Genomic DNA, 19,022 nt, shown 5'->3' on the forward strand with positions numbered 1-19,022 from the left:
GTCGGAGCGCGCCGTGGGGCAGGTCGCGGTCACCGCATGTAGAGCGTCAGTAATAATGACCCCCGCGCGACAGTAAAACTGACCCCCCTCCCTCGCGCCAGAGCGGAGGAAACGGCATGGAAATCAGGGACTTGGACGTGGCACCTCTCGGTTCGGAGGTGCAGGAGATGATCGAGCCGGACGTTATCCGGCAGATTCGCGAGTTCACGGCCCGAGGGTGGGGGTCCAAACGGATCGCCGCGGAGCTCGGCGTGGCTCGCAACACGGTCCGCCGTTATTTGCGCGGTGGAGCCGCCGCCGAGGCGCAGGTGCGCCCTGCTCGTCGCTGCTTGGACGAGGATGGCCGCGCCGAGGCCAAGCAGCTCTTCACCGGCTTGGCGGAGGGCAACGCCGTGGTCGTCGCAGGCGAGCTTGTCAGCCGTGGCATCACGGTAAGCCCGAGGACCGTACAGCGCGTGGTGGCCGACCTTCGCCGCGGGCAAAGGGCTGCCGACGTGGCCAGCGTACGGTTCGAGACCGCCCCTGGTTATCAGATGCAGATCGACTTCGGTCAGAAGCAGGTCCGCATCGCCGGCACATTCGTGCGGGTGCACCTGCTGGTCGCCGTATTGAGTCACTCACGAAGGCTGTTCGTCAAGGCTTTTCTGAGCGAGCGACAGGACGATTGGCGCGAAGGCATCGCAGAAGCCTTCCGCCACTTCGGCGGCGTGCCTCGCACTGTACTCGGGGACAATGCGCGCTCGCTGGTGCTCGGCCGCGAGCGCGAAACAGGCACCGTGACGTTCCACCCGGCTTACCTCGCGTTCTGTCGCGATTGGGACGTCACCCCGCGCGCCTGCGGGCCCTACCGGGCGCGCACCAAGGGCAAGACCGAGTCGGGCGTCAAGTACGTCAAGCGCAACGGGCTGGCGGGGCGCGAGTTCGAGTCCTTCGCCGCGCTCGAAGCCCACCTGGTCCGGTGGATGGGCGAGGCCGACCAGCGCATCCACGGCACGACCCACGAGGCGCCGATGGTGCGCTTCGAGCGCGATGAGCGGCACGCGCTCCGGCCGTTGCCGTCACGGCCCCTGCCGGTGCGAGAGCAGCGGCTCCGACGACGCGTAGCCAACGACGCCCTCGTCGACGTCGACACCATCCGCTACAGCGTCCCGCACCGGCTTGTGCGCGACACCGTGGACGTCGTTGTCGGTGAGCGCGAGGTCCGCATCTATCGGGGAACGGAGTTGGTGGCGCGGCACGAGCGCTCCTTCGAGCCTCATGCTCGTGTCGTCGAGCCCCGCCACTTTGACGGGCTGTGGCGAAGGCCTGCCGCGCCGACGCCGCTAGATGCGCCCCTGAGCGCCCTGGAGGCCATGGGGCGCAGCCTGTCGGACTACGCGGCCGTGATCGGGGAGGTGGCCTCGTGAGCCGCGAGATCGTGCATGCGCGCGTTGTCGAGAGCCTGAGCCGGCTCAGGATGCGCTCCATCGCCGAGCGGCTCGATGCCCTGCTCTCCGAGGCGGCCAGAACCGAGCCGACCTACCTCGATTTCCTCGACAAGCTCCTCTGCGAGGAGATCGGGTCCAAGCAGCGCAAGCGGGTGGCGATGGGGATCCAGATCGCGCACTTTCCGGCGATCAAGACCCTCGAGGACTTCGACTTCAAGTTCCAGCCCTCGATCGACCAGAAGCTCGTCCGCGAACTCGCCACCGGGCGCTTCATCGCTGAGGCCGAGAACGTGCTGGTGTTCGGTCCTCCCGGGGTGGGCAAGACGCATCTGGCCATCGCGCTGGGGCGGGCCGCCGTCGAGGCGGGGCACTCGGTGCTCTTCACGAGTGCGACCGCGCTCCTGGCGACGCTGTCGAAGGCGGAAACCGAGGGGCAGCTCGCGGAGAAGCTCTTGTTCTACACGAAGCCGAAGCTTCTGGTGGTCGATGAACTGGGCTACTTGCCCTTCGAGAGGCAGAGCGCCCATCTCTTCTTCCAGCTCGTTGCCAGGAGGTACGAGAAGAGCAGCACCCTGATCACGACAAACCAGGTGGTGACGCAGTGGGGCACGGTCTTCGGGGACGAAGTCCTCGCCGCCGCCATCCTCGACCGTCTGCTCCACCACAGCCACACCCTGATGATCTCGGGAGACAGCTACAGGCTGAAACAGAAAAAGAAGGCGGGTCTGCTCGGCGGGAACACCGCGCCGATCAGGTGATCCATGGGCGCGGGAGGGGGGTCAGTTTTACTGTCGCAAGGGGGTCAAAAGTTACTGTCGCTTGACACCGCACGCTGACGGCCGAACGCCGGGGGCTGCGCACGATGCCGCCTGTGGAGCAGCGTCGCCCGCTAGCGCGGGCCGACGACCGCGCGTCTGGAGCCACCGAGGGCGCGAGGGTAGCCGCTTCTGCCACATCCGAACCTCCGTTGTTGTGGTGTTTCGGGTTCGGGACGGAGCCTGAACGAGAGCCCGTGAGGAGGCCCGAAATGGTAATTCTGACGATCCGGTATCTCGTCGCGAGTTACCGGGATCTGGTCAGGTGTGGAAACCGCTCTGCTGACGCGCAGTTAGACCGCTTCGAGGGAGCGCCGGACGGGCCAATTTGGGGGGGTCGCGAAGGGGTCGATTTGGTAATTTCGCGCGGGGTCCGCTGAGGAGCACCTGCGAGCCGCCGACGTCGGATTTGTCGCACACGTGGCGACACGGCAGCGCGCGGCGGGCATGACCGCGGGGCGGCCCGCAGGGCGCGGCGTGAACTCTTCCCAGCGGACGCCGAGGCGGCCTGGGCCTGGAGCCGAGCACGCGGCAGGGAGCGAACCCGGCGCACGGGGCCGCGGAGCTCGTCCAGGAGGGAGGCCGGCGCAAGGCGGAGCTCGCCCAGGTGGACGCCAGCGCGGCTCGCGGCCGCGGCGTCGGGCGAGCTGGCCCCACTCGACGGCCGGGCCGTGGGATCGCCAGAGGGGTAATCCAGCACACCGAGGTCCCGTGATCGAGCCCCAGCGAATGCCTTTCAGGCCACGGTGCCGGGCGAGAACCGGCGTCCTCTTGGTCGCACGCTACATCAGACTTTAATGCCGTCGCCCTCGCCAGGAGCCGACTCTTGTAGTGTGCTTTAACGCTCTTTAAAGTTGAACGGAAAATGAAGGCTTCGCTCTGGCAGGTTTGTGGTTCGGTGCTTTTGTAGGCGCATGAGCTCGCGGCGCTGGTACGAGCTCGCGTGCGGAGTTGCCCGCGCGCCGAGCCACATCCTGGAAGAGTGTTTCCAGATGAACAAGCAGACCCGGTGCCACCTGCGCGCGATCGCACGGCTGCACCCCGAGATCGGCAACCTCTGTGATCAGCTTGAAGCGCCCTGGAACGCCGTGCGAAGGATCGCGCACGCGCCGGGGGCGGCGGCGCAGTGGGAGCGCGCGGCGCAGGTGCTCGGTGAGCTCGTGGAGAAGCGCCGGGCGACGGAACCGCGCCGGTCGAGGCTGGAGGCTGTGCGCCTGGAGGCGCTGAAGCGAATGGGACCGCCGATGGAGGGGGGAGGAAAACTTGCAAGCAGCCTGCGAGCCGCGTGGGAGGCGGCGGAGCGCGGGACGTCCGCGGTCCCAAGCCCACGTCCGGGTGAGCGGCATGCTCGTCTGCGGTGAAGCGCTGCCCGGCGGGAAGCGCGCTAGTCAGGCAGTCGTGCTCGCGCCGCTCGGTAGAGGCGGCGCCATGCTCGCTGTCGGATGGCCTCGAGCTCGCATGCGTCCACCTCGACGCCGCAGTCGCTCCGCCTCGAGTACCTCGATGCCGCAGCCGCCCGGGACGCCGCGCAGACGATGGGCACCGCACAACACAACGACGAGCGTGGCGTCGAACTCGCGCGCGAGGTCAGCACCGCCGCCGATCGCGCTGAGCTCGGCGCGGCTCCCGCGGTCCTGGACTCTCGACTCGCTCCAAGCGGTGCGAGGCGCGGTCTGCTTCACGGCAAGGCGGAGAGGAAACGAGGAGGAGGAGGAAGGGCTAGCGCATGCGGCTCACGATGTGGGCCGCGCGGAGCGCGCCGCTAGCCCGAGGTGGGTTCGCGTCTACGTCTCAGCGGCCGCAGCCGCGGTCATGGTCGCGATCGTTGCGGTTGTCCTCGCAGTCAAGGTCGTCGCGGTGGGGGGCACAAAGGTAGCCGTTGTTGTACTTGTCGAGCTTCTCGGAGAGCGGCTCGCCGGTCGCCCACGGCGCGTTCCTGCTGCAATTGTCCTTTACGTTGCTGCCGAGCGGGTACTTCTTGAGCCAGGCGTCGGCCTTGGCGATGGTGTCCTCGATGCAGCTCGACTGGTTGCCGATACCCACGTTGAGCTTGGCGACGATGAGGTGCTTCGCGATGATGTAGGTGACGTCGCCCCGCGTCGGACGGCTGATGATGTCGAGGAGCTGGGACTTCGTATACGTCTTGCCGCCGATGGTCAGCTTCGTGATCTTCCAGGCGTTCGGGTGGTTCTTCCAGTAGCCGGGGGAGCCGGTGCCGGGGGACGAGCACTTGCAGACACCGCAGTCGGCCGCGCAGCTCGAGCAGTTCTCGACGCCTGCCTTGCAGACCCCATCGCCGCAGACCGGCGGGCAGGCGCCGCAGTCGGCCGCGCAGTTCGAGCAGGTCTCACCGACCGCGCAGACCCTATCGCCGCAGACCGGCGGGCAGATGCCGCAGTCGCTCGGGACCTCGAGGCAGTTCTCGCCGGCCTCGCAGACGCCGTTGCCAGGGACCGCGGGGCAAGCGCCGCAGTCGCCGGTGCAGTTCGAGCAGTCCTCGCCGTTCTCGCAGACGTTGTTGCCGCAGACCGCGGGGCAGGCGCCGCAGTCGTCCGAGCAGGTGCCGCAGTCCTCGCCGGCCTCGCAGGTGCCGTTGCCGCAGACCGGCGGGCAGGCGCCGCAGTCGTCCGCGCAGGTGCTGCAGCTCTCGCTGGCGTCGCAGGTGCCGTCGCCGCAGACCGGCGGGCAGACGTCGCAGTCGGCGCTGCAGCTGCCGCAGTCCTCGCCGATCTCGCAGGTGCCGTTGCCGCACTGGGGCGGGCAGGTGCCGCAGTCGACGGCGCAGCTGGAACAGCTCTCGTCGCCGGCGCAGACGCCGTTGCCGCAGGAGAGCCGGTAACCGAAGTCCGCGTCGAGGAGGTCTTGTGCCCAGCCGAGCGAGACAACGCCCACGTTGTCGAGCCCGCCATCGGGGTCGGCCGTCGGCTCCTGTCCGGCGAGCGGGCCGCTCGTCATGAAGTTGTCGGGCGTGATGACCACCGAGTAGGTGCCCGCCGGGAGCGTATCGAAGAGGTAGAAGCCGGGCTGGCCGGTGTAGGGGCTCGTACCGGTGATGGTGAAGTCGATCAGCTGGGCCCCCTGGAACAGCTCGACGCGGACGCCGTTGACGCCGAGCTCGCCGGTCTCCGGCTCGTAGAGCCCGTCGCCGTCGCTGTCGAGCCAGACCGTATCGCCGATCGACGAGTAGGTCACATAGCCGAAGTCGGCGTTGGCCACGTTCTCACCCGCGTCGAGGGACACGCCGAACGGCTCATCGTCGCTGGTCAGGATGTGGCCGAGCGGGAGCGTCGTGTCGTCGACGTCGACGACGTAACAGCCCGCCTCGAGCTCGGTGAAGCGGTAGACGCCGTTCGCGCCGGTCACGGTGCTCTGGAGCCCGGCGCCGTCGGCGACGCCGTCGCAGTTCGCGTCGCCGAAGAGGTCGACGACGACGTCAGAGATGCCGAGCTCGGAGGCGTCCTCGATGCCGTCCGCGTTCGCGTCGAACCACACCTTGTCGCCGATCGAGCCCTTCGGCGCGGTGTAACAGACCTCGAGGATGGGGCGATAACCCATGTCGGTGTGGGCGCTGCCCTTGTACGACGTCTTCCCGCTGGCGCCCTCCTCGAGGAGGATCCCGTAGCTCGGTGCCGTCCCGTTCACCCAGTTCTGCACGATCCCGGTGAGGTCGACCGAGCTCCACCCGGTGACGTTGGGCACGAACGAGGTGAACGCGGCGGGGTCCATGCCGCCGAAGTTGTTCCACGTGACGAGCTCCTCACTCCAGGGGGCGAGCACCTGATGGACGTACACGGTCTTCGCGGTGCTCGTGTACGTCAGGGCGTAGAACTTGGCCGACGTGACGAGAGAGCCGGCGGGGATGGGGCTGAGATCGAAGCGGAACAGGGCGCGCTTCTCTCCGACCGAGCTGGAGTACCCGGTGTTGACCTCAAAAGGGGACGGGACGTGGTAGCTCGGGGCGAGGCTCCAGATCTCGGCGTTGTAGATGTCGCCCAGGGTTCCCCGCTTGATCACGGTGCATGTCGGGTTTGGCGCCGTGGTGTTGGCGAGGCTGGTGGCAGTGATGAATAGGGTGGCGAACGCGGCACAAGATGCGATTGCGATCTGCTTCACTGGTAGCTCCTTGAGGTCCTTACGGGTGAACCACGGTTGGAGCGTCATCCGAGCAGGCGCCATGACGCATGGGTCAGGCGAGGTCAGTTTTGCGGGCTCTCGTCGAGCGGCGCCCCACGGCTGATCGGGATCAGATCAAGCACGCGGGGACGTCCGACCCGATTTGAGGGCGGATGCGCAAAGGTCCAATGTTCAAGCTATCAACGATGACTCGAACCGTCTAGAGATATTTCGCAAACCACGAGAAAAAATCTTGTGGCGCGTGGAGCTCTTGAGGTGATTCGGAGCTGATGTCAGATGTTGGGCGTCCTCAGTACCTCCTGCCGGCGAGCTGCCGCATCGAGCCCTCGCTCGAGCGCCTCGCCGCCGTCCACGTGCGCGAGAGTGACCAGGAGTGGCGCTGAGCTCGCCGATCGAGGATCTCGTCGGCGATACGACCGAGTTCGACAGGTTGACGGCGACGCCCCCGAGCTCTCGACGCTGAGCCTCGGTGTCCAGTCCCAGCTCCCAACGTGGCCCCTCGATCTTCACTTGCCCCAAGCCCCTAGCGACCGACCGAGCTCGCAAGCGTCCACCTCGACCCCGCGCGCCCCGCGTGATCAACCAGGCGACAATGTAGAGCACGTGCTTGAGGACGCCGCCGACGTGCGGCCGAGCTCTACCGGGTGGACGGCGCCGGCCCCGCGCTCGCCGATGCTGAGCCGGTGCCCGAGTTCACCGGCGTCCACCTCGACCCCGCGGTCGCCCGGCTGCCCAGCGGAGCGACGGACGCTCGGCTCGCGGAGGTCGAGTCCCAGGACCTTGACGTCGGCCGCGCTGCGCTTGCCCTGTAGACATCAACCAGGCCGCGTTGCGCGCGCTTGTGGGCATCAACGCCGGCGCGATCGCACAGGTCCCTCTCCACCTCGGTGGTGGCCGCTGCGTCGAGCTCTGCTCGTCGCGCTGTACCCTCGGTGAGCCCCCTCGCTCGCCTCGGCCGCGGCGGTTCCCGCGTCTCGGGATGACCGGCGCTCGCGCCGCCGCCGATGACGGGGAACGAGATCGAGCACGTCGATGGCGACCGCCCCGAGCTAGCCTACATGCGGCTCGACGCCGCCCCCGCCCCCGCGGTAACGCGGGATCTTGCAGGCTGGCTCACGCAGCTGGACTCATCGTTACAGCGGCGACCTTACACGCCACACACCTGTTCGTCAGACACCGATATTCCGATCCGCACGCTCGACAGCGTTGGTGCATTCTGCCACTCTTACTGAGAATACAGCCTTTTCGGCGGAGGGCTGACATGGCTCAAAATTTCATGGTAGCGCTCATGTTAGTCGTCGTCCTAGCCGGAACCGGCACCGGATGCATCGCGGACGGAGAGGAGCTGGCAGCGCCCTTGGGAGAAGCGCCGATCGCGCTTGAGATCGTTAATGCACTTAACCCTAATGCGCTGAACCCCAATGCGCTGAACCCCAATGCGCTGAACCCCAGCGCGCTGGCTATTGGCGCCTTGAACCTCAGCATTCTTAGGCCGAATTCGCTGACCGCCATCCTGGATCCCGGGCCGGACGGCTTTCTCTCACGCGAGCACCTGAGGTACGCCATCGAATGCGCGTTCGGCAGCTCGCAATCCTTTCGTTTCAGTTGGACCGACGGCGCTGGGATCGACCACAACGAAGTCTATACAGGTATGCTCGGGCTTGCGAAGAGCTGGGCGTGGGAGCCGCTAGATGATGACGGACAGCGTTGGGTCTCGGCGTGCCTCGCGGCGCGCACCAACTACTACGGCGTCCGCGTCATGATCTCCTCGCGTGGACCGACCAGGGCGCTCAGCGAATCCAATGCGCGAGAATCGTCCACGTATACAAGGGAGGAGGGAGCATTCTGGGGCAACATCTATGCGAGTTCTCCGGCGCTCTATGCCTGCCATGTTCCAGGCAACAATGGGAACTCGCGTGCGGCGCTTCGTGACTGTGCCGCCGGCCACGTCGACGAGGCAACTGGTACCGTCGAGCCGTGCGGAACGATCCGTATTCTTGGCCCGTGTGCCACCTTCTGCGACCCCATTGCCCACAGGAAGGGCATCTATCACCCTTCATGTTTCCAGGATCCGGCGGACCGCCCGTCCACCACGAACTTGCAGCCTATTACGGTTTTCCTCGAATGAACGGGCGATGTCGAGCTAGCGCATGGCGGCGTCGGCCTCCCGCCCAAAGGAAGGAACGACCGTGCCCCCGGTTCTTGGCGCCGCTCCGCTGTGGCACGGTCGTTCGTCGGCCATTGGGTTGACGAACAGCACCGCTCCGCGCGATGCACCCGCCGACGTCGCATAAGTCCATGCTCTAGGACCGTCGATGACGGCCCCCCGTACCTGTCCGACCCGGGCCCAGCGCGGGGCATTGCGGGCGGTAGCGCACGAACCTCGCGAGTCGCCGAATGGCCTGCGACCGCCCTGTTGGCCAGGGCACATCGACGGGTGCGACGCGATGCCCCATGGGATGCAGACGTGAGTCCAGAGGACCGAAGGGGGAGGATTCCCCGATGAACCATCCGTCCCACCACGTCGTGGCAGAATTCAGGTTGTATGTCTTGAATGAAGATTTTGATTGATGACCACCCGGAAAAATGCTCTAGTTATCCTGAGGGGTCATGCAGCCAATTGCTCGAATCGCCATCTCATGCCTGTGGCTTCTAGGGTTGTCTCTCTCGGCCTGCGTCGACGATGGCCTGGAGGAGGGGGAGGATCCCGGAGCGGTGTCGCAGCCCATGTTCACGAGGAACGCGCTCTCAGCGAGCGCGCTCACGGCGGATGATGGGGTGATCGCAGCGTTGATGGACACCCCGCTGACGAGCGAGGCGATCGCGCGCGAGCCCATGCTGATGCGCGCACTGCGCGATCCGCTCTCCCGGCAATTTCTGTCCTACGCCGTGAGCTGCGCGCTCCCGGGAGGCGAGTCGGTGAGCGTGTCGATCGACGGTGAGCGTTACGGGTTTCAAGGGGAGCTTGGGCTCGCGTCCCGCTGGGGCGCGCGCTCCGGTCACTGTAACGCCGATTGCAGGGGCTGGGTGTCTGCCTGCATGATGGCGAGGGTGAACCACCTCGGGGAGACGGTGCCCCTCTCGATGCGAGGCAAGGACAAGGCGCTCTCCTCGGATGCCGCGGAGCGATCGGCGTTCCCGTCCCGCGAGGGGGCGTATTATGGTGACGTATTTGCCCGACCGCAGCTCCGGCTCGCATGCACTTCCCCGGGATCGACGCTCATCCGCCGCGTCTGCGGCGGGACAGGCAACGACACGGAGGGATGTGTCGTCGACGTCCTCGGGGACTGCGACGATCTCTGCAGCCGCGAGGCGTCGGACGGGAGCTTTCGCAGCTGCAAGGGCCAGGGCAGGACGATCACGGCGGTGGTGACGATCTTCCGGGAGTGAAGCCACGCGCGTTGAATGCCTGCGTGCGATGAAATCCGCCGCAACGGTGTGCCCGCTGGGGCACGTCGCCCCCACGGGAAGCGCCCGGAGTGACATCGGTCCTCCGGAACTCACCCGATTCTATGGCGCGCCTGTACTGTGAGCACACCGAGCCAAACGGACCGAGCACTGCCTTGCCGTCGCCCCTCTGGGGCGAAGCGCGAGGGTCGAGGGTCGCGGCGGGCAGCGGCGAGCTTGGCGCGGTCGCCATCGACCTGACTGGTTGACGAACCTCCGCGCTGCGGATGCCGTTACTCACATGCACCCGTCGGGGGCGGGTTGACCCCTGTGCATTGTCGGACGCGGCGCCGCCGCGACGTCGAGGAGGAGGACGTCGGCGAGCTCGGGGCCGTCGATGCCCTTGCCGGGGGGGAGCGGCCCACGAAGATCGAGGAACATGTCTGGGGCTGGCGACTGACCGTTCGTCGATCGGTTTGGTGGACGAACCACTCCCCGCCCAGAAATCCGACCCGCAGGATTTTCCTTGACTTGGATGGTCAATCTGGGCTTGAGGCTGCGCCGAGATGGTGCGACGCGCGCCTCGACCTCCTCCACGGCCCCGCGCCGGGCCGCTGCGCCAACCAGATGGACATCGACGCCCCCCCATTGCTTCATGGCGAAGCGCCACCAGAGGCGGACGGCACAGATGGCAGCGAAAGCTCTGAACATCATCCTCGTGGAAGACGATGACGTCGACGTGATGGGCGTGCAGCGAGCGCTTCGAGACGTCACGGCAGCGTTCTCGTTGTGGATCGCCCACGACGGCGTCGAGGCGCTTGCTGTCCTGCGGAGCAACCAGGTTCCGGCGGAGCGGCGTCTGGTCCTGCTCGACCTCTCGTTGCCCCGGATGAACGGCTTCGAGCTGCTTCGATCTATGCGTGCCGACCCGGCGCTCAAGAGTACGGTGGTTGTGGTGCTGACGAGCTCCACGAACGAGAGCGACAAGGCGGCGGCGTATCGACTCAACATCGCCGGTTACCTGCTCAAGCCCATGGGCTCAGCGCGCTTCGCTGAGGTTATGGACACGCTCACCCTTTACTGGAACTCGACACAGATGCTCTAGGCTCATTGGGGGCGGACATCGACGCGGCCCCGAGTTCGTCGCTCGAGAATCTTGACGGCGCAGCTGCCCTGTCTGACGACGGCGCCGAGCGGGCTGATACGCCTCGACTGCCACGCGCGGCGCCGAAATCGCGCTCGAGGTTCCTCACCACCGCGACTCCCGAGCTCGACCAGCGGACGTCGATGCCGGCGCTCGGCCTCGCTGTCTGCTCGGGCGCCATCTAACACGACGCCGGCGGAGGCTTCCGAGCTCGCTGTCGCTCACCATCACACCGCGGCGCTCCGCGTCGAGGACCTCGATGCCGCGCCCGCCCTGTCTGCTCGGACGCCATCAAACCATGGACGCGGAGCTGGCCGACGGGCGCGCCGAGCGTGCGCGCGGCGTCATCATTACCGCTGGTCCCGAGCTCGACCAGGTGAACATCGACGCTGGCGCCGCTGGTGAGCGCACCGCATTTCGTACGATTTGTGCCACTTGTGAGCCCGCGGCCCCAAACAGCGGCGCCGAGCTCGGCCGATGGGTCCCTGGACCTCTGCGCTGCGCCGCGTCACAAGTCTCGTCGAGCTGCGTGTCAAGGCACGGTATTGCACCCCCGCGATCACGACTCGCCACTCATGGGGATGCTGCTAGATCTTCAGGCACTCCTCATGCACCGACCCAGCTGGATGAAGCTGATCGTGGTACGATCGGATGCCAAGGAAGACCCAGAACTCTCAGGTGACGCGAGACTGGTGGCGCTGTTTCACTGGTTGCGCGGAGAGGGCTCGCCTCAGCTCGTCATCACCAACCCGGCCACGGGTCAGCGCATGACAGACCCGCTCGAGGCCGAGTGGGGACGATTCCCGCTCCAGGTGAGCGTGCTCGCGAAGTTTGAGGGGGTGCCGAGCACGAAGATTGAGGGACGCGCGGCGTCATGGCCATCACGGCCTTGGGCATAGCCGGGCCGCGACGCCAGGACGGACACGAGCACGAATTTTGAGGGCCTTTGAGCGCGAAGATCGAGGGACGCGCGGCGTTATGAGCCGAGCGCGGGCGGGGTCGCCTCAAAACGGGATGTCGTCGCCGAGCCGCTCGTCGCCGAGCGCCCGCGAGTGATCCGCAGGGAGGAAGGCGCGGTAGCCGTCGAGTGCGGCGTGGAGCTCGCGGACGGCCTCGAAGATGCGGCGGGCCGCGCGCAGGCCCGGAGTGCGGGGCGCGGGCTCCTCGGGGGGCGCGAGCAGATCGGGGTGCTGCGCGAGCAGGACCTGGATGAGGAAAAGCAGCGTGGCGTCGAGCAGCGCGAGGGGCTCGGGGATCGGCAGCGTGACGTTGGCGGTGCGTGGCATGGGCGCCTCCAGGTTCACCGTTTGCGGTTAGCGGACTTGGGCCTCGGGGCCGCGCCGAAGATCTCGAGGAAGAGCTTCTCGTCGAGCCGCGGCAGCTCGCGCTCGGCGGCGGCGGCGAGCAGCTCGTCGGCGAGGTTCATGAGCACGCGGTAGTTCCCGGCGGAGTGGTCGGCGAGCGTGGCCTTGAGCTCCGCGGTCATCAAGGAGGGGTTGCCGGCGGCGGCGAGCACGTGGTCGAGACACGCGAGCAGCTCGTCGCGAGAGGCGTAGTCGAGGACGAGCCGGCGGCGGATGCGCGAGCCGAGCGGCAAGAGCTCGGCGGTGCGGAGACGCTCGGGGAGACGGGAGTCACCGGCGAAAACAACGCAGAGCAGCTGCCTCGAATCGAAGTCCTTGCTGGAGAGGATGCGCAGCTCGTTGAGCACGGGCGTGCTCGTCTCCTGCGCCTCGTCGAGGATCAGCACGGGTCGCCGAAGCGTCGTGGCGAAGTGCTCGGCCCAGCGCGTGCGAAGCGCCTTGAAACCTGCCCAGCGGTTGCTGGTCGAGAGCGGGACCCCGAATAGATCTCCGAGCTCGCGGTAGAAGTCGCCGGCCCTGCTCTGGGGATGCTCGATGGTGCCGACCACCACGTCGGTCAGGGCGCCGAGCCGTGCAGCGAGCAGGCGCAAAGCGATGCTCTTGCCGGTGCCGGGATCGCCGGTGAGCATGGCGAAGCCGCCGTGGGCCAAACCGAGCTCGACGCGACGAAGGAAGGCGTCGACGGGCGGCGAGACGTAGAGGGCCTCGGCGGGCACGTCGGCGCGGAAGGGAATGTACTTCAAACTGTAGAGAGACAGGAGTCGACTCATCATGGTCAATCGTCCTCCGTGTTCTTGGGCAGGTAGGCGGGCGGCAGGCCCGTGGCCGCGTACTCGGCCATCAGCTGGCGCAGGAGCGGCGCGATACCGGCAGGCTTCCTCGACGGAGCCAGCGGCGCGGTGATCTCGGTGAGCGCGCGACGCGCCCGGTCCGCGTTCCGCTCCTTGTCGAGCGGAAAGAGCGTGGCGAGGTGCTCGCCCGAGCGCGGGTCGACGAGCTCTGCGCTGGAGAGATCCCAGCGCGCGACACGAATCCGGGGACGTTCGAGCACGCGGTACGCCGAGGGGACCTCGAAGCGCACGCCCTCGATCGTGACCGTCCCGTCGCTCCGGCGCTGGTGGCGCGAGATCTCCATGCGGAAAGCCCGGCGCAGCGCCTCGGAGTCGGGGCTCGGGCGGCTCACGTCGGGGCCTTCGAGGTAGCGATCGAGCGGAGTCTTTTTGAGCTCGCTGTGGACGGTGCGATGATACTCCTGCTCGACCCACGCCTGGGTCGCAGTGTTGAGCAAATCGAGCGTGAGGTTCGGTTCGCCCTCGAGCATCGGCATGAGCCGCCCTTCGACGAGCGTCCAGAAGTGCTCTTGCTTGCCGTTCTGATGAGGGCTGTTCGGCAGCGTGAGATATTGCGCGATGCCGAGCCGCTCGAGCCCCTCTCGCATCTCGGCGGCCTTCATGGCACCTCCACGATCGCTGTAGGCGCCGCGCGGCAGCCCCCGCTTCTGGATCCCCTGGCTGAAGCCGTGCACGAGGTTCTCGGTGCTCTCGCAGTCGAGGTACCACTGCGCGTGGCAGCACACCCGCGAGCAGTCGTCGAGCAGGCCGAAGAGATAGGGTGTCTTCAGCTCCCCGCTGGCCGTGATGACCTTTCGCTTGCCCTCGTGGAAGTCGTAGTGCCAGAGCGCGTTGACGTAGGCCAGCTCGTACGAGCGCGTCTCGCGCGGCACGATCTCCGATTCGACCGCCCTGCCTTGGCGCCGCTTCTGGATGCGATACATGCCGCGGGCCTTCATGAAGCGGCGCACTGTGGCGTAGCTGGGCACCGGGGCGAGCGCGGGGGTGGTCTTTGCCAGCGCGACGAGGTTGTCGTGGTGGAGCTGCCAGGTCCAGCGCGGGTGATCGCGATATTGACTCTCGATCGCGGACGCGACCGCTGTCGTGATTCTCGGCTGCGAGCCGGCGTGCTTCGGGACCTTGCGCGCGAGCACGCTGATCGGGTCATCCGCGCTGCGTGCCGCGTAGTACATGCGCTCGATGGTCTTGGGCGAGAGCCGGATCACCGAGCCCTTGGTCGGGTGTCGCCAGGACTTCGCGGCGAGCTCGGCGATCCGACTCGCGAGCTCGCCGGGCTCCGGCGGAGAGGCGAGCAGGTGGCTGATGATGGAGAAGCGCATCCGCGCCCAGCGCAGGCGCATGGGCGCCTGGTCGTCGTGGCTCATCGATTCCTCCTCCGGATCGAAAGACGCAGACGGGCCCTTGGCGGGCGCGCGCGCGTCCGGTGCTCGTGGCTCATGAGGTCTCCTGCGCGGTCGGCGAACGGACCTACCGGGCGGAGAAACCCTATCTCACCGCGGAAACCACGCCGAATGACATCTTCTGCGTGGCGCCGTGGTCATGCGATGTCCCTCAAAAAACATGATCCATCGAGGACCGAGCCCGTCGTGAGTGGCGCGAGCAGGTGGAGCATCGTGCGCATTTGCTCGTCAGCCGTACCGGGGAGCCGCTCGATGATTGACCTTGGGATCCTGCCGACATCGACGCCAACGAGCCGGGCGCGGATCGCGAGAAGGACCTCCGTCGCGAGGAAGGGGCCACGCCACCAGGTGAGCCATCGGCGCGTCGTCCTCCGCGGGACGCCGGTCGGCTGCGCGCTGGCGACGTCGATCGCCTGCGCGGCAAGGCTCGCCACGATCACGACGACGGCGAGGTACACGCGCCGGCCGAGGAATCGCAGCGACGGGGGCGTCGCGCGCCGCCGGCACCCCTCGCGGCCGCAGCAGAAGCTGAAGCGGACGACGAACGCTTCGCCCTCCGGCGCGATGAGCGCGCCCCGCGGCTTGCGGGGGTAGTTGCCTGCGTGCAGCGGGCCCCCGCACGCCGAGCACCGGCTCGCCGCCACCCGCCGCGCGATCGCCCGGTCCAGGGCCTCCAACGTCGCGAAGAACTCGCCCTTGAGCGTGAAATGGTCGAACATGGGCTCCTCCGTTTCTGGCAACTCGGAGGCGAGCCCCCTCGGAGGACTTCGACAAGTTTTCTGAGGGGGCTTCGTTTGTCGCCCCTCAAAGAACGCGCTCAGGATGGCGCCCGGGGGCCGCCATCTTCTTGGCGCTGCTCACAGGAGGCCATCGAGGCGTTGCGCACTCGGTAGAGACCGCCCCGTGCCCGCTGGCGAACGGCCGAACTCGCGTGCGTCCACCTCCACGCCGCGGCCGCTCCGCCTTGAGGACCTCGACGCCACAGCCGCCCGGTCTGCTCGGCACCGCGTATGCCGCACAGACGACGGGCGCCGTGCCGAACTCGCGCGCGAGGTTATCACCGCCGCCGTTGCCGAGCTCGACCAGGTGGACGCTGCAGCTCCCCTACCTGCTCCGGGCCCATGGCCCCGGACGCCGGCGCACGCAGGACCGGCAGGCAACGAGCTCGCTCGCCGCGCTGCGCATGAAGACCTCGACGGTCCCGAGCTCGCCGGCGTCGGCCGTGCGCGCGCCGAACGGCCCAGTGGCCGCTCCGTAGCGAGCTGACGCGGCCGCGCTATCTGCTTGAGCGCTGGCTTGTACATAGGGGCCCCCAACCTTGGCGTGCTGCGACCTGGAGGACATGATCCCCTGGCCGAGGGCGCCCCCGCGGCGCGCCCGTGCCGCTCCCTCCGCGGCAAACTGGCCGAGCTCGAACAGGTGGAGGGCCATAACACCAAGCTTGCCGACGTGCGCCTCGACCTCCGCGCCCGCGTCGCCGAGGGGAGCAGCAGTAGAGTCCGCCTCGATCTCCTCGCCGGGAGGTGCGGCACGAGTTCGGCCAGGTCGACGACGGCGCTCCGCCCTCGATCAGCGGACATCGACGCGGCCGCTCCGCCCTCGCCCAGGTCGACATCGACGGCCCCGAGCTCGCCGGTGTCTACCTCGACCCCGCGGCCGCTCCCCCGCCTGGCCCCCCCAAGCGAGCGGCGCCCGCTCGCGGGCTACAGCCGGCTTACCACGTCAGCGAGGCCGCTGGATGCCGAGGACGAAGCGTGGCGCCCATGCCGACGAGCGCGAGCGGGGCCACTTCGACCGACGCCCAATCCCGGGGATCCGAGCTGAAGGAGACCGCGACCGCGCCGCACCCAGGAGACCACGCTCGTTCATCAGGCAGCCCATCCTCTCATAACCCGCCCCGTCCGGTCCGCGGGGAAGGCGCGGACCCCGCCGCGGTGCTCCTCGACGCAGCGGCCCCTCTATCTGCTCGGGCGCCGTGTGCGCCAGTGCGATCGCGAACTCGCCAGCGGTCCAGCGTCGCGACGTGGCCGAGCTCGAGCAGGTGAACGGAGGCTCAGCCTCAGTAACACGAAATAAAAAAATCGTGCTACCTCCACGCTGACGGCGTGCTAAGGCTCGGTCGCCTGCTCGAACCCCGTGTCATTGACCGGCCCCGGTCGGATCGAGATGGCGAAGGAGCCCTCCAGAACATGGCGTCTCAACTCACTGGCGCGCTGTGCGCCGCGTTTGCTTCTGTGCTTCTGCTCGGTTGTGGAGACGATGATTCCGGCGACGACCAGGTAGTCGCCGAGGAACCGAACAAGGGTGTCCCGTACCTCGGCGTGGACGGCGAGTTCACTTCGGACCCGCTGGCCGCGGAGTGCCCGGACGATCCCCGCAATCCCGGGCGAGTGGCGCTCAAGCAGATGAGAGAGATGTCGTTTTACAGCGACCGAGAAGGCAGCGTGCCGCTCGCCGAGCGGTGCGCATACTCCTACGAGGGCTTCGCGCCGGATCCCCACTACTTCCCGGAGTACCCGGACTCGGTGTGGCTCGAGTTCGCGCTCACCTCCGGTGAGGACGGCTGCGAGGCGTTCCACTTCGTGATCATGCGCCCGCCTCACGGGAGCGGCGCGGTCAAACACATGCACATGCGGTACGGAGACGCCGAATCCAGGTTTGCTGAGCTGCTTGATATGAGCAAAGGCGACGAGCAGGACGCCGACCAGTGCAATCCCTGGTGGCCCGTGTACTGCTCGGCAGGGAGCGAGGGCTGCGACGGATGAGCTAGAGTGGATAGCAGATTGACAAACTAACGAATAGGCGGGAGGCGACGGGCTCGATGCAGCTGTCGCGATTCCGCTTTCCATGGGCGTTTCGCCACTGATGGCGGTCGCCTCGCCCATCCGCCAGCTCGACCTGCTTGCCGACATCGGGTGTGGCTTCCACTCGAACGACGCACGACGTGCTCCTGCCCCAGGACGCGGCGTCGCCGATCTCGCCGGCCACCGGCTACGAGATCGGCGCGCGGGTGACGCCGCTCCGCGACCTGACCCGGAGCGCGGCGGGGTTTCTGTTCGACCTGGACTCGGAGCTGGTCTGGAGCGGCAACGCAGGGAGCACTGAGGCGTCAGGGCAGACGCGACGCTACGGCGTCGAGGTCAGCGGCCGCTACCACTACAAGAACCGGCTGTGGACGTTCAGAACGTGTTCAACGCGAGGTTGGCGAGAGGTCCAGTCCGCGAACGAGTCTCGCCTGGCGTACGAGCCCGTGGCGGTCACGGGGATCCACTACTCTCCTGGCTGGCCGTTCACCGCCATCGGCTGGGCGATCCTCTCCTGGAAAAGAGGATGTGGCAGGCAGGCCGGACGGAGGCCGGGCGACGAGCGCGAACGCGTCCGTCTCCTGGCGGCGACCGCGCGGCCATCGGTCCGCTCGTCTGACGCCTCCAACATCTCGCTTGACCGGCTCGCCGGTCCGCCATATGTAGTGGTTCATGTTGGTGCCCCTGGCTTCGCCCGGGGCTCAAAAGGGAACCCGGTGTGAATCCGGGGCTGCCCCGCAGCGGTAAGCGAGAACGATCTCCACGACGAGCACTGGCCCTCGGGCTGGGAAGCGGTGGACCGTAGGAAGCCGGCGAGAGCCGGAGCGCTCGTGAGCCCGAAGACCTGCCAACATCCTGCGCTGGGGAGACATCCGGCGTCGGTTTGACCTGGAAGCCTCGAGGGAGGCGGGTAGGTCCGAGCTGGCGCAGACTCTCGCGCTTGTCCCGGTTCCGACCCCCTCCCGCGTTGTCTTCCTTTCGCCCGCGGGGGCGAGCGGTCGGTCCGAGGGCTCCTCCAAAGAGCCTAGCGCGCTCGTGCGCATCGGCTGGCTTCTTCGCTCTCGCGGCATCGACGCGAGCGGTCCGGGACCGCTCGGAACGAGCACGACGAGGAGGATGCCATGCTGAACGAACCGTTGATGAAGAGCAACGGCGCGGCGCAGTTGCGCGCGCTCCACATGCCCCCCAGAAGCGGCGCCAGTCCGGCGAAGACGCCCCCACGCCGTGTCTCCGCGTATCAGGTCGGCGTCTCCGGGGAGGTCGTCCTCGATGCCGCATTCTGACGTCGAGCGGATCGCGGCCGGACGCATCACCGAGGCCCGGCTCGTCGAGATGGTCTTTCCCGAGCAGACGAACCATTACGGGACGCTGTTCGGCGGACAGGCGCTCGCGCTGATGGACAAGGCCGCGTTCATCGTCGCCTCGCGTTACGCGCGCCGCTCTGTGGTGACCGCGAGCAGTGAGAAGGTCGACTTCCACGTGCCCGTCCGCCAGGGCCAGCTCGTCGAGCTCGTGGCTAGCGTTGCCGCGACGGGGCGCTCGTCCATCACCGTGGAGGTCGACCTCTACGCCGAGGATCTCATCAGCGGAGATCGGCAGCTCGCCACCCGCGGCCGCCTCGTCCTCGTCGCGCTCGACACGCACGGGAAGCCGACGAGCGTCCCACCGCTCCAACCGATCACACAGTCCTGAAAAG

General features: G+C 67.5%; 18 protein-coding genes and 1 riboswitch. Of the genes, 12 read left to right on the plus strand and 6 right to left on the minus strand.

All coding sequences use genetic code 11. From position 1 onward, the window contains the following. Nucleotides 1-167 precede the first annotated feature (167 nt). The 3 genes from istA to WME97_RS12865 all read left to right on the plus strand — a co-directional run bounded on the left by istA (nt 168) and on the right by WME97_RS12865 (nt 3,603). Nucleotides 168-1,406, plus strand: a complete 1,239-nt coding sequence (gene istA / locus WME97_RS12855; RefSeq protein WP_437555374.1) for an IS21 family transposase — start codon at nt 168-170, stop codon at nt 1,404-1,406. Then, complete coding sequence (istB, locus tag WME97_RS12860; RefSeq protein ID WP_437544978.1) at nt 1,403-2,185, plus strand: IS21-like element helper ATPase IstB; 783 nt, start codon at nt 1,403-1,405, stop codon at nt 2,183-2,185. The genes istA and istB overlap by 4 nt, the downstream gene beginning before the upstream one ends. Nucleotides 2,186-3,156: 971 nt before the next feature. Beyond that, nucleotides 3,157-3,603, plus strand: coding sequence for a hypothetical protein (locus tag WME97_RS12865; protein ID WP_437552196.1), 447 nt, complete (start codon nt 3,157-3,159; stop codon nt 3,601-3,603). A 430-nt stretch (nt 3,604-4,033) separates the two neighbouring features. Here the strand turns inward: WME97_RS12865 and WME97_RS12870 are convergent, their stop codons facing one another. Next, entirely contained in the window at nt 4,034-6,355 is a 2,322-nt protein-coding gene (locus WME97_RS12870) for an SdrD B-like domain-containing protein (RefSeq protein ID WP_437552197.1), read from the minus strand. Nucleotides 6,356-7,020: 665 nt separating this feature from the next. Here WME97_RS12870 and WME97_RS12875 point away from each other — a divergent pair. The 3 genes from WME97_RS12875 (at nt 7,021) to WME97_RS12885 (ending at nt 9,766) form a co-directional block, all read left to right on the plus strand. Continuing rightward, nucleotides 7,021-7,188, plus strand: coding sequence for a hypothetical protein (locus tag WME97_RS12875; RefSeq protein ID WP_437552198.1), 168 nt, complete (start codon nt 7,021-7,023; stop codon nt 7,186-7,188). A gap of 449 nt (nt 7,189-7,637) precedes the next feature. Beyond that, nucleotides 7,638-8,504: a hypothetical protein gene (locus WME97_RS12880; protein WP_437552199.1), complete on the plus strand. Its 867-nt coding sequence runs from the start codon at nt 7,638-7,640 to the stop codon at nt 8,502-8,504. Between the two features lie 587 nt (nt 8,505-9,091). Next, on the plus strand, nt 9,092-9,766 hold the full coding sequence (locus tag WME97_RS12885) for a hypothetical protein (protein ID WP_437552200.1): 675 nt from the start codon (nt 9,092-9,094) through the stop codon (nt 9,764-9,766). Nucleotides 9,767-10,060: 294 nt separating this feature from the next. On the opposite strand, the gene WME97_RS12890 is transcribed toward WME97_RS12885, so the two are convergent. After that, a complete protein-coding gene (locus WME97_RS12890) occupies nt 10,061-10,204 on the minus strand; it encodes a hypothetical protein (RefSeq protein ID WP_437552201.1) in 144 nt (47 codons plus the stop codon). A gap of 247 nt (nt 10,205-10,451) precedes the next feature. On the opposite strand from WME97_RS12890, the gene WME97_RS12895 reads away from it, so the two are divergent. Continuing rightward, complete coding sequence (locus WME97_RS12895) at nt 10,452-10,868, plus strand: response regulator (RefSeq protein WP_437555376.1); 417 nt, start codon at nt 10,452-10,454, stop codon at nt 10,866-10,868. Nucleotides 10,869-11,533: 665 nt separating this feature from the next. Continuing rightward, nucleotides 11,534-11,806, plus strand: a complete 273-nt coding sequence (locus tag WME97_RS12900) for a hypothetical protein (RefSeq protein ID WP_437552202.1) — start codon at nt 11,534-11,536, stop codon at nt 11,804-11,806. Nucleotides 11,807-11,911: 105 nt separating this feature from the next. Here the strand turns inward: WME97_RS12900 and WME97_RS12905 are convergent, their stop codons facing one another. The 4 genes from WME97_RS12905 to WME97_RS12920 all read right to left on the minus strand — a co-directional run bounded on the left by WME97_RS12905 (nt 11,912) and on the right by WME97_RS12920 (nt 15,241). Further along, nucleotides 11,912-12,193: a hypothetical protein gene (locus WME97_RS12905; protein WP_437542214.1), complete on the minus strand. Its 282-nt coding sequence runs from the start codon at nt 12,191-12,193 to the stop codon at nt 11,912-11,914. A gap of 14 nt (nt 12,194-12,207) precedes the next feature. Then, complete coding sequence (locus WME97_RS12910) at nt 12,208-13,044, minus strand: ExeA family protein (RefSeq protein WP_437542216.1); 837 nt, start codon at nt 13,042-13,044, stop codon at nt 12,208-12,210. Between the two features lie 2 nt (nt 13,045-13,046). Continuing rightward, complete coding sequence (locus WME97_RS12915) at nt 13,047-14,486, minus strand: IS481 family transposase (RefSeq protein ID WP_437542218.1); 1,440 nt, start codon at nt 14,484-14,486, stop codon at nt 13,047-13,049. A gap of 173 nt (nt 14,487-14,659) precedes the next feature. Next, nucleotides 14,660-15,241 (minus strand): hypothetical protein, encoded by a 582-nt coding sequence (locus tag WME97_RS12920; RefSeq protein ID WP_437542220.1) that lies wholly within the window; start codon nt 15,239-15,241, stop codon nt 14,660-14,662. Between the two features lie 350 nt (nt 15,242-15,591). Here WME97_RS12920 and WME97_RS12925 point away from each other — a divergent pair, with 350 nt between their 5' ends. The 4 genes from WME97_RS12925 to WME97_RS12940 all read left to right on the plus strand — a co-directional run bounded on the left by WME97_RS12925 (nt 15,592) and on the right by WME97_RS12940 (nt 19,018). After that, complete coding sequence (locus tag WME97_RS12925; RefSeq protein ID WP_437552203.1) at nt 15,592-15,780, plus strand: hypothetical protein; 189 nt, start codon at nt 15,592-15,594, stop codon at nt 15,778-15,780. 931 nt (nt 15,781-16,711) lie between these two features. Next, entirely contained in the window at nt 16,712-17,287 is a 576-nt protein-coding gene (locus WME97_RS12930) for a hypothetical protein (RefSeq protein ID WP_437552204.1), read from the plus strand. A 698-nt stretch (nt 17,288-17,985) separates the two neighbouring features. Further along, a riboswitch (cobalamin riboswitch) is annotated at nt 17,986-18,192 on the plus strand. 255 nt (nt 18,193-18,447) lie between these two features. Then, a complete protein-coding gene (locus tag WME97_RS12935; protein WP_437552205.1) occupies nt 18,448-18,609 on the plus strand; it encodes a hypothetical protein in 162 nt (53 codons plus the stop codon). Continuing rightward, nucleotides 18,596-19,018 (plus strand): acyl-CoA thioesterase, encoded by a 423-nt coding sequence (locus WME97_RS12940; protein ID WP_437552206.1) that lies wholly within the window; start codon nt 18,596-18,598, stop codon nt 19,016-19,018. The genes WME97_RS12935 and WME97_RS12940 overlap by 14 nt, the downstream gene beginning before the upstream one ends. The last annotated feature ends 4 nt before the right edge of the window (nt 19,019-19,022 follow it).

The sequence above is a fragment of the Sorangium sp. So ce367 genome (genome assembly GCF_051520455.1).
Classification (GTDB): domain Bacteria; phylum Myxococcota_A; class Polyangia; order Polyangiales; family Polyangiaceae; genus Sorangium; species Sorangium cellulosum_B.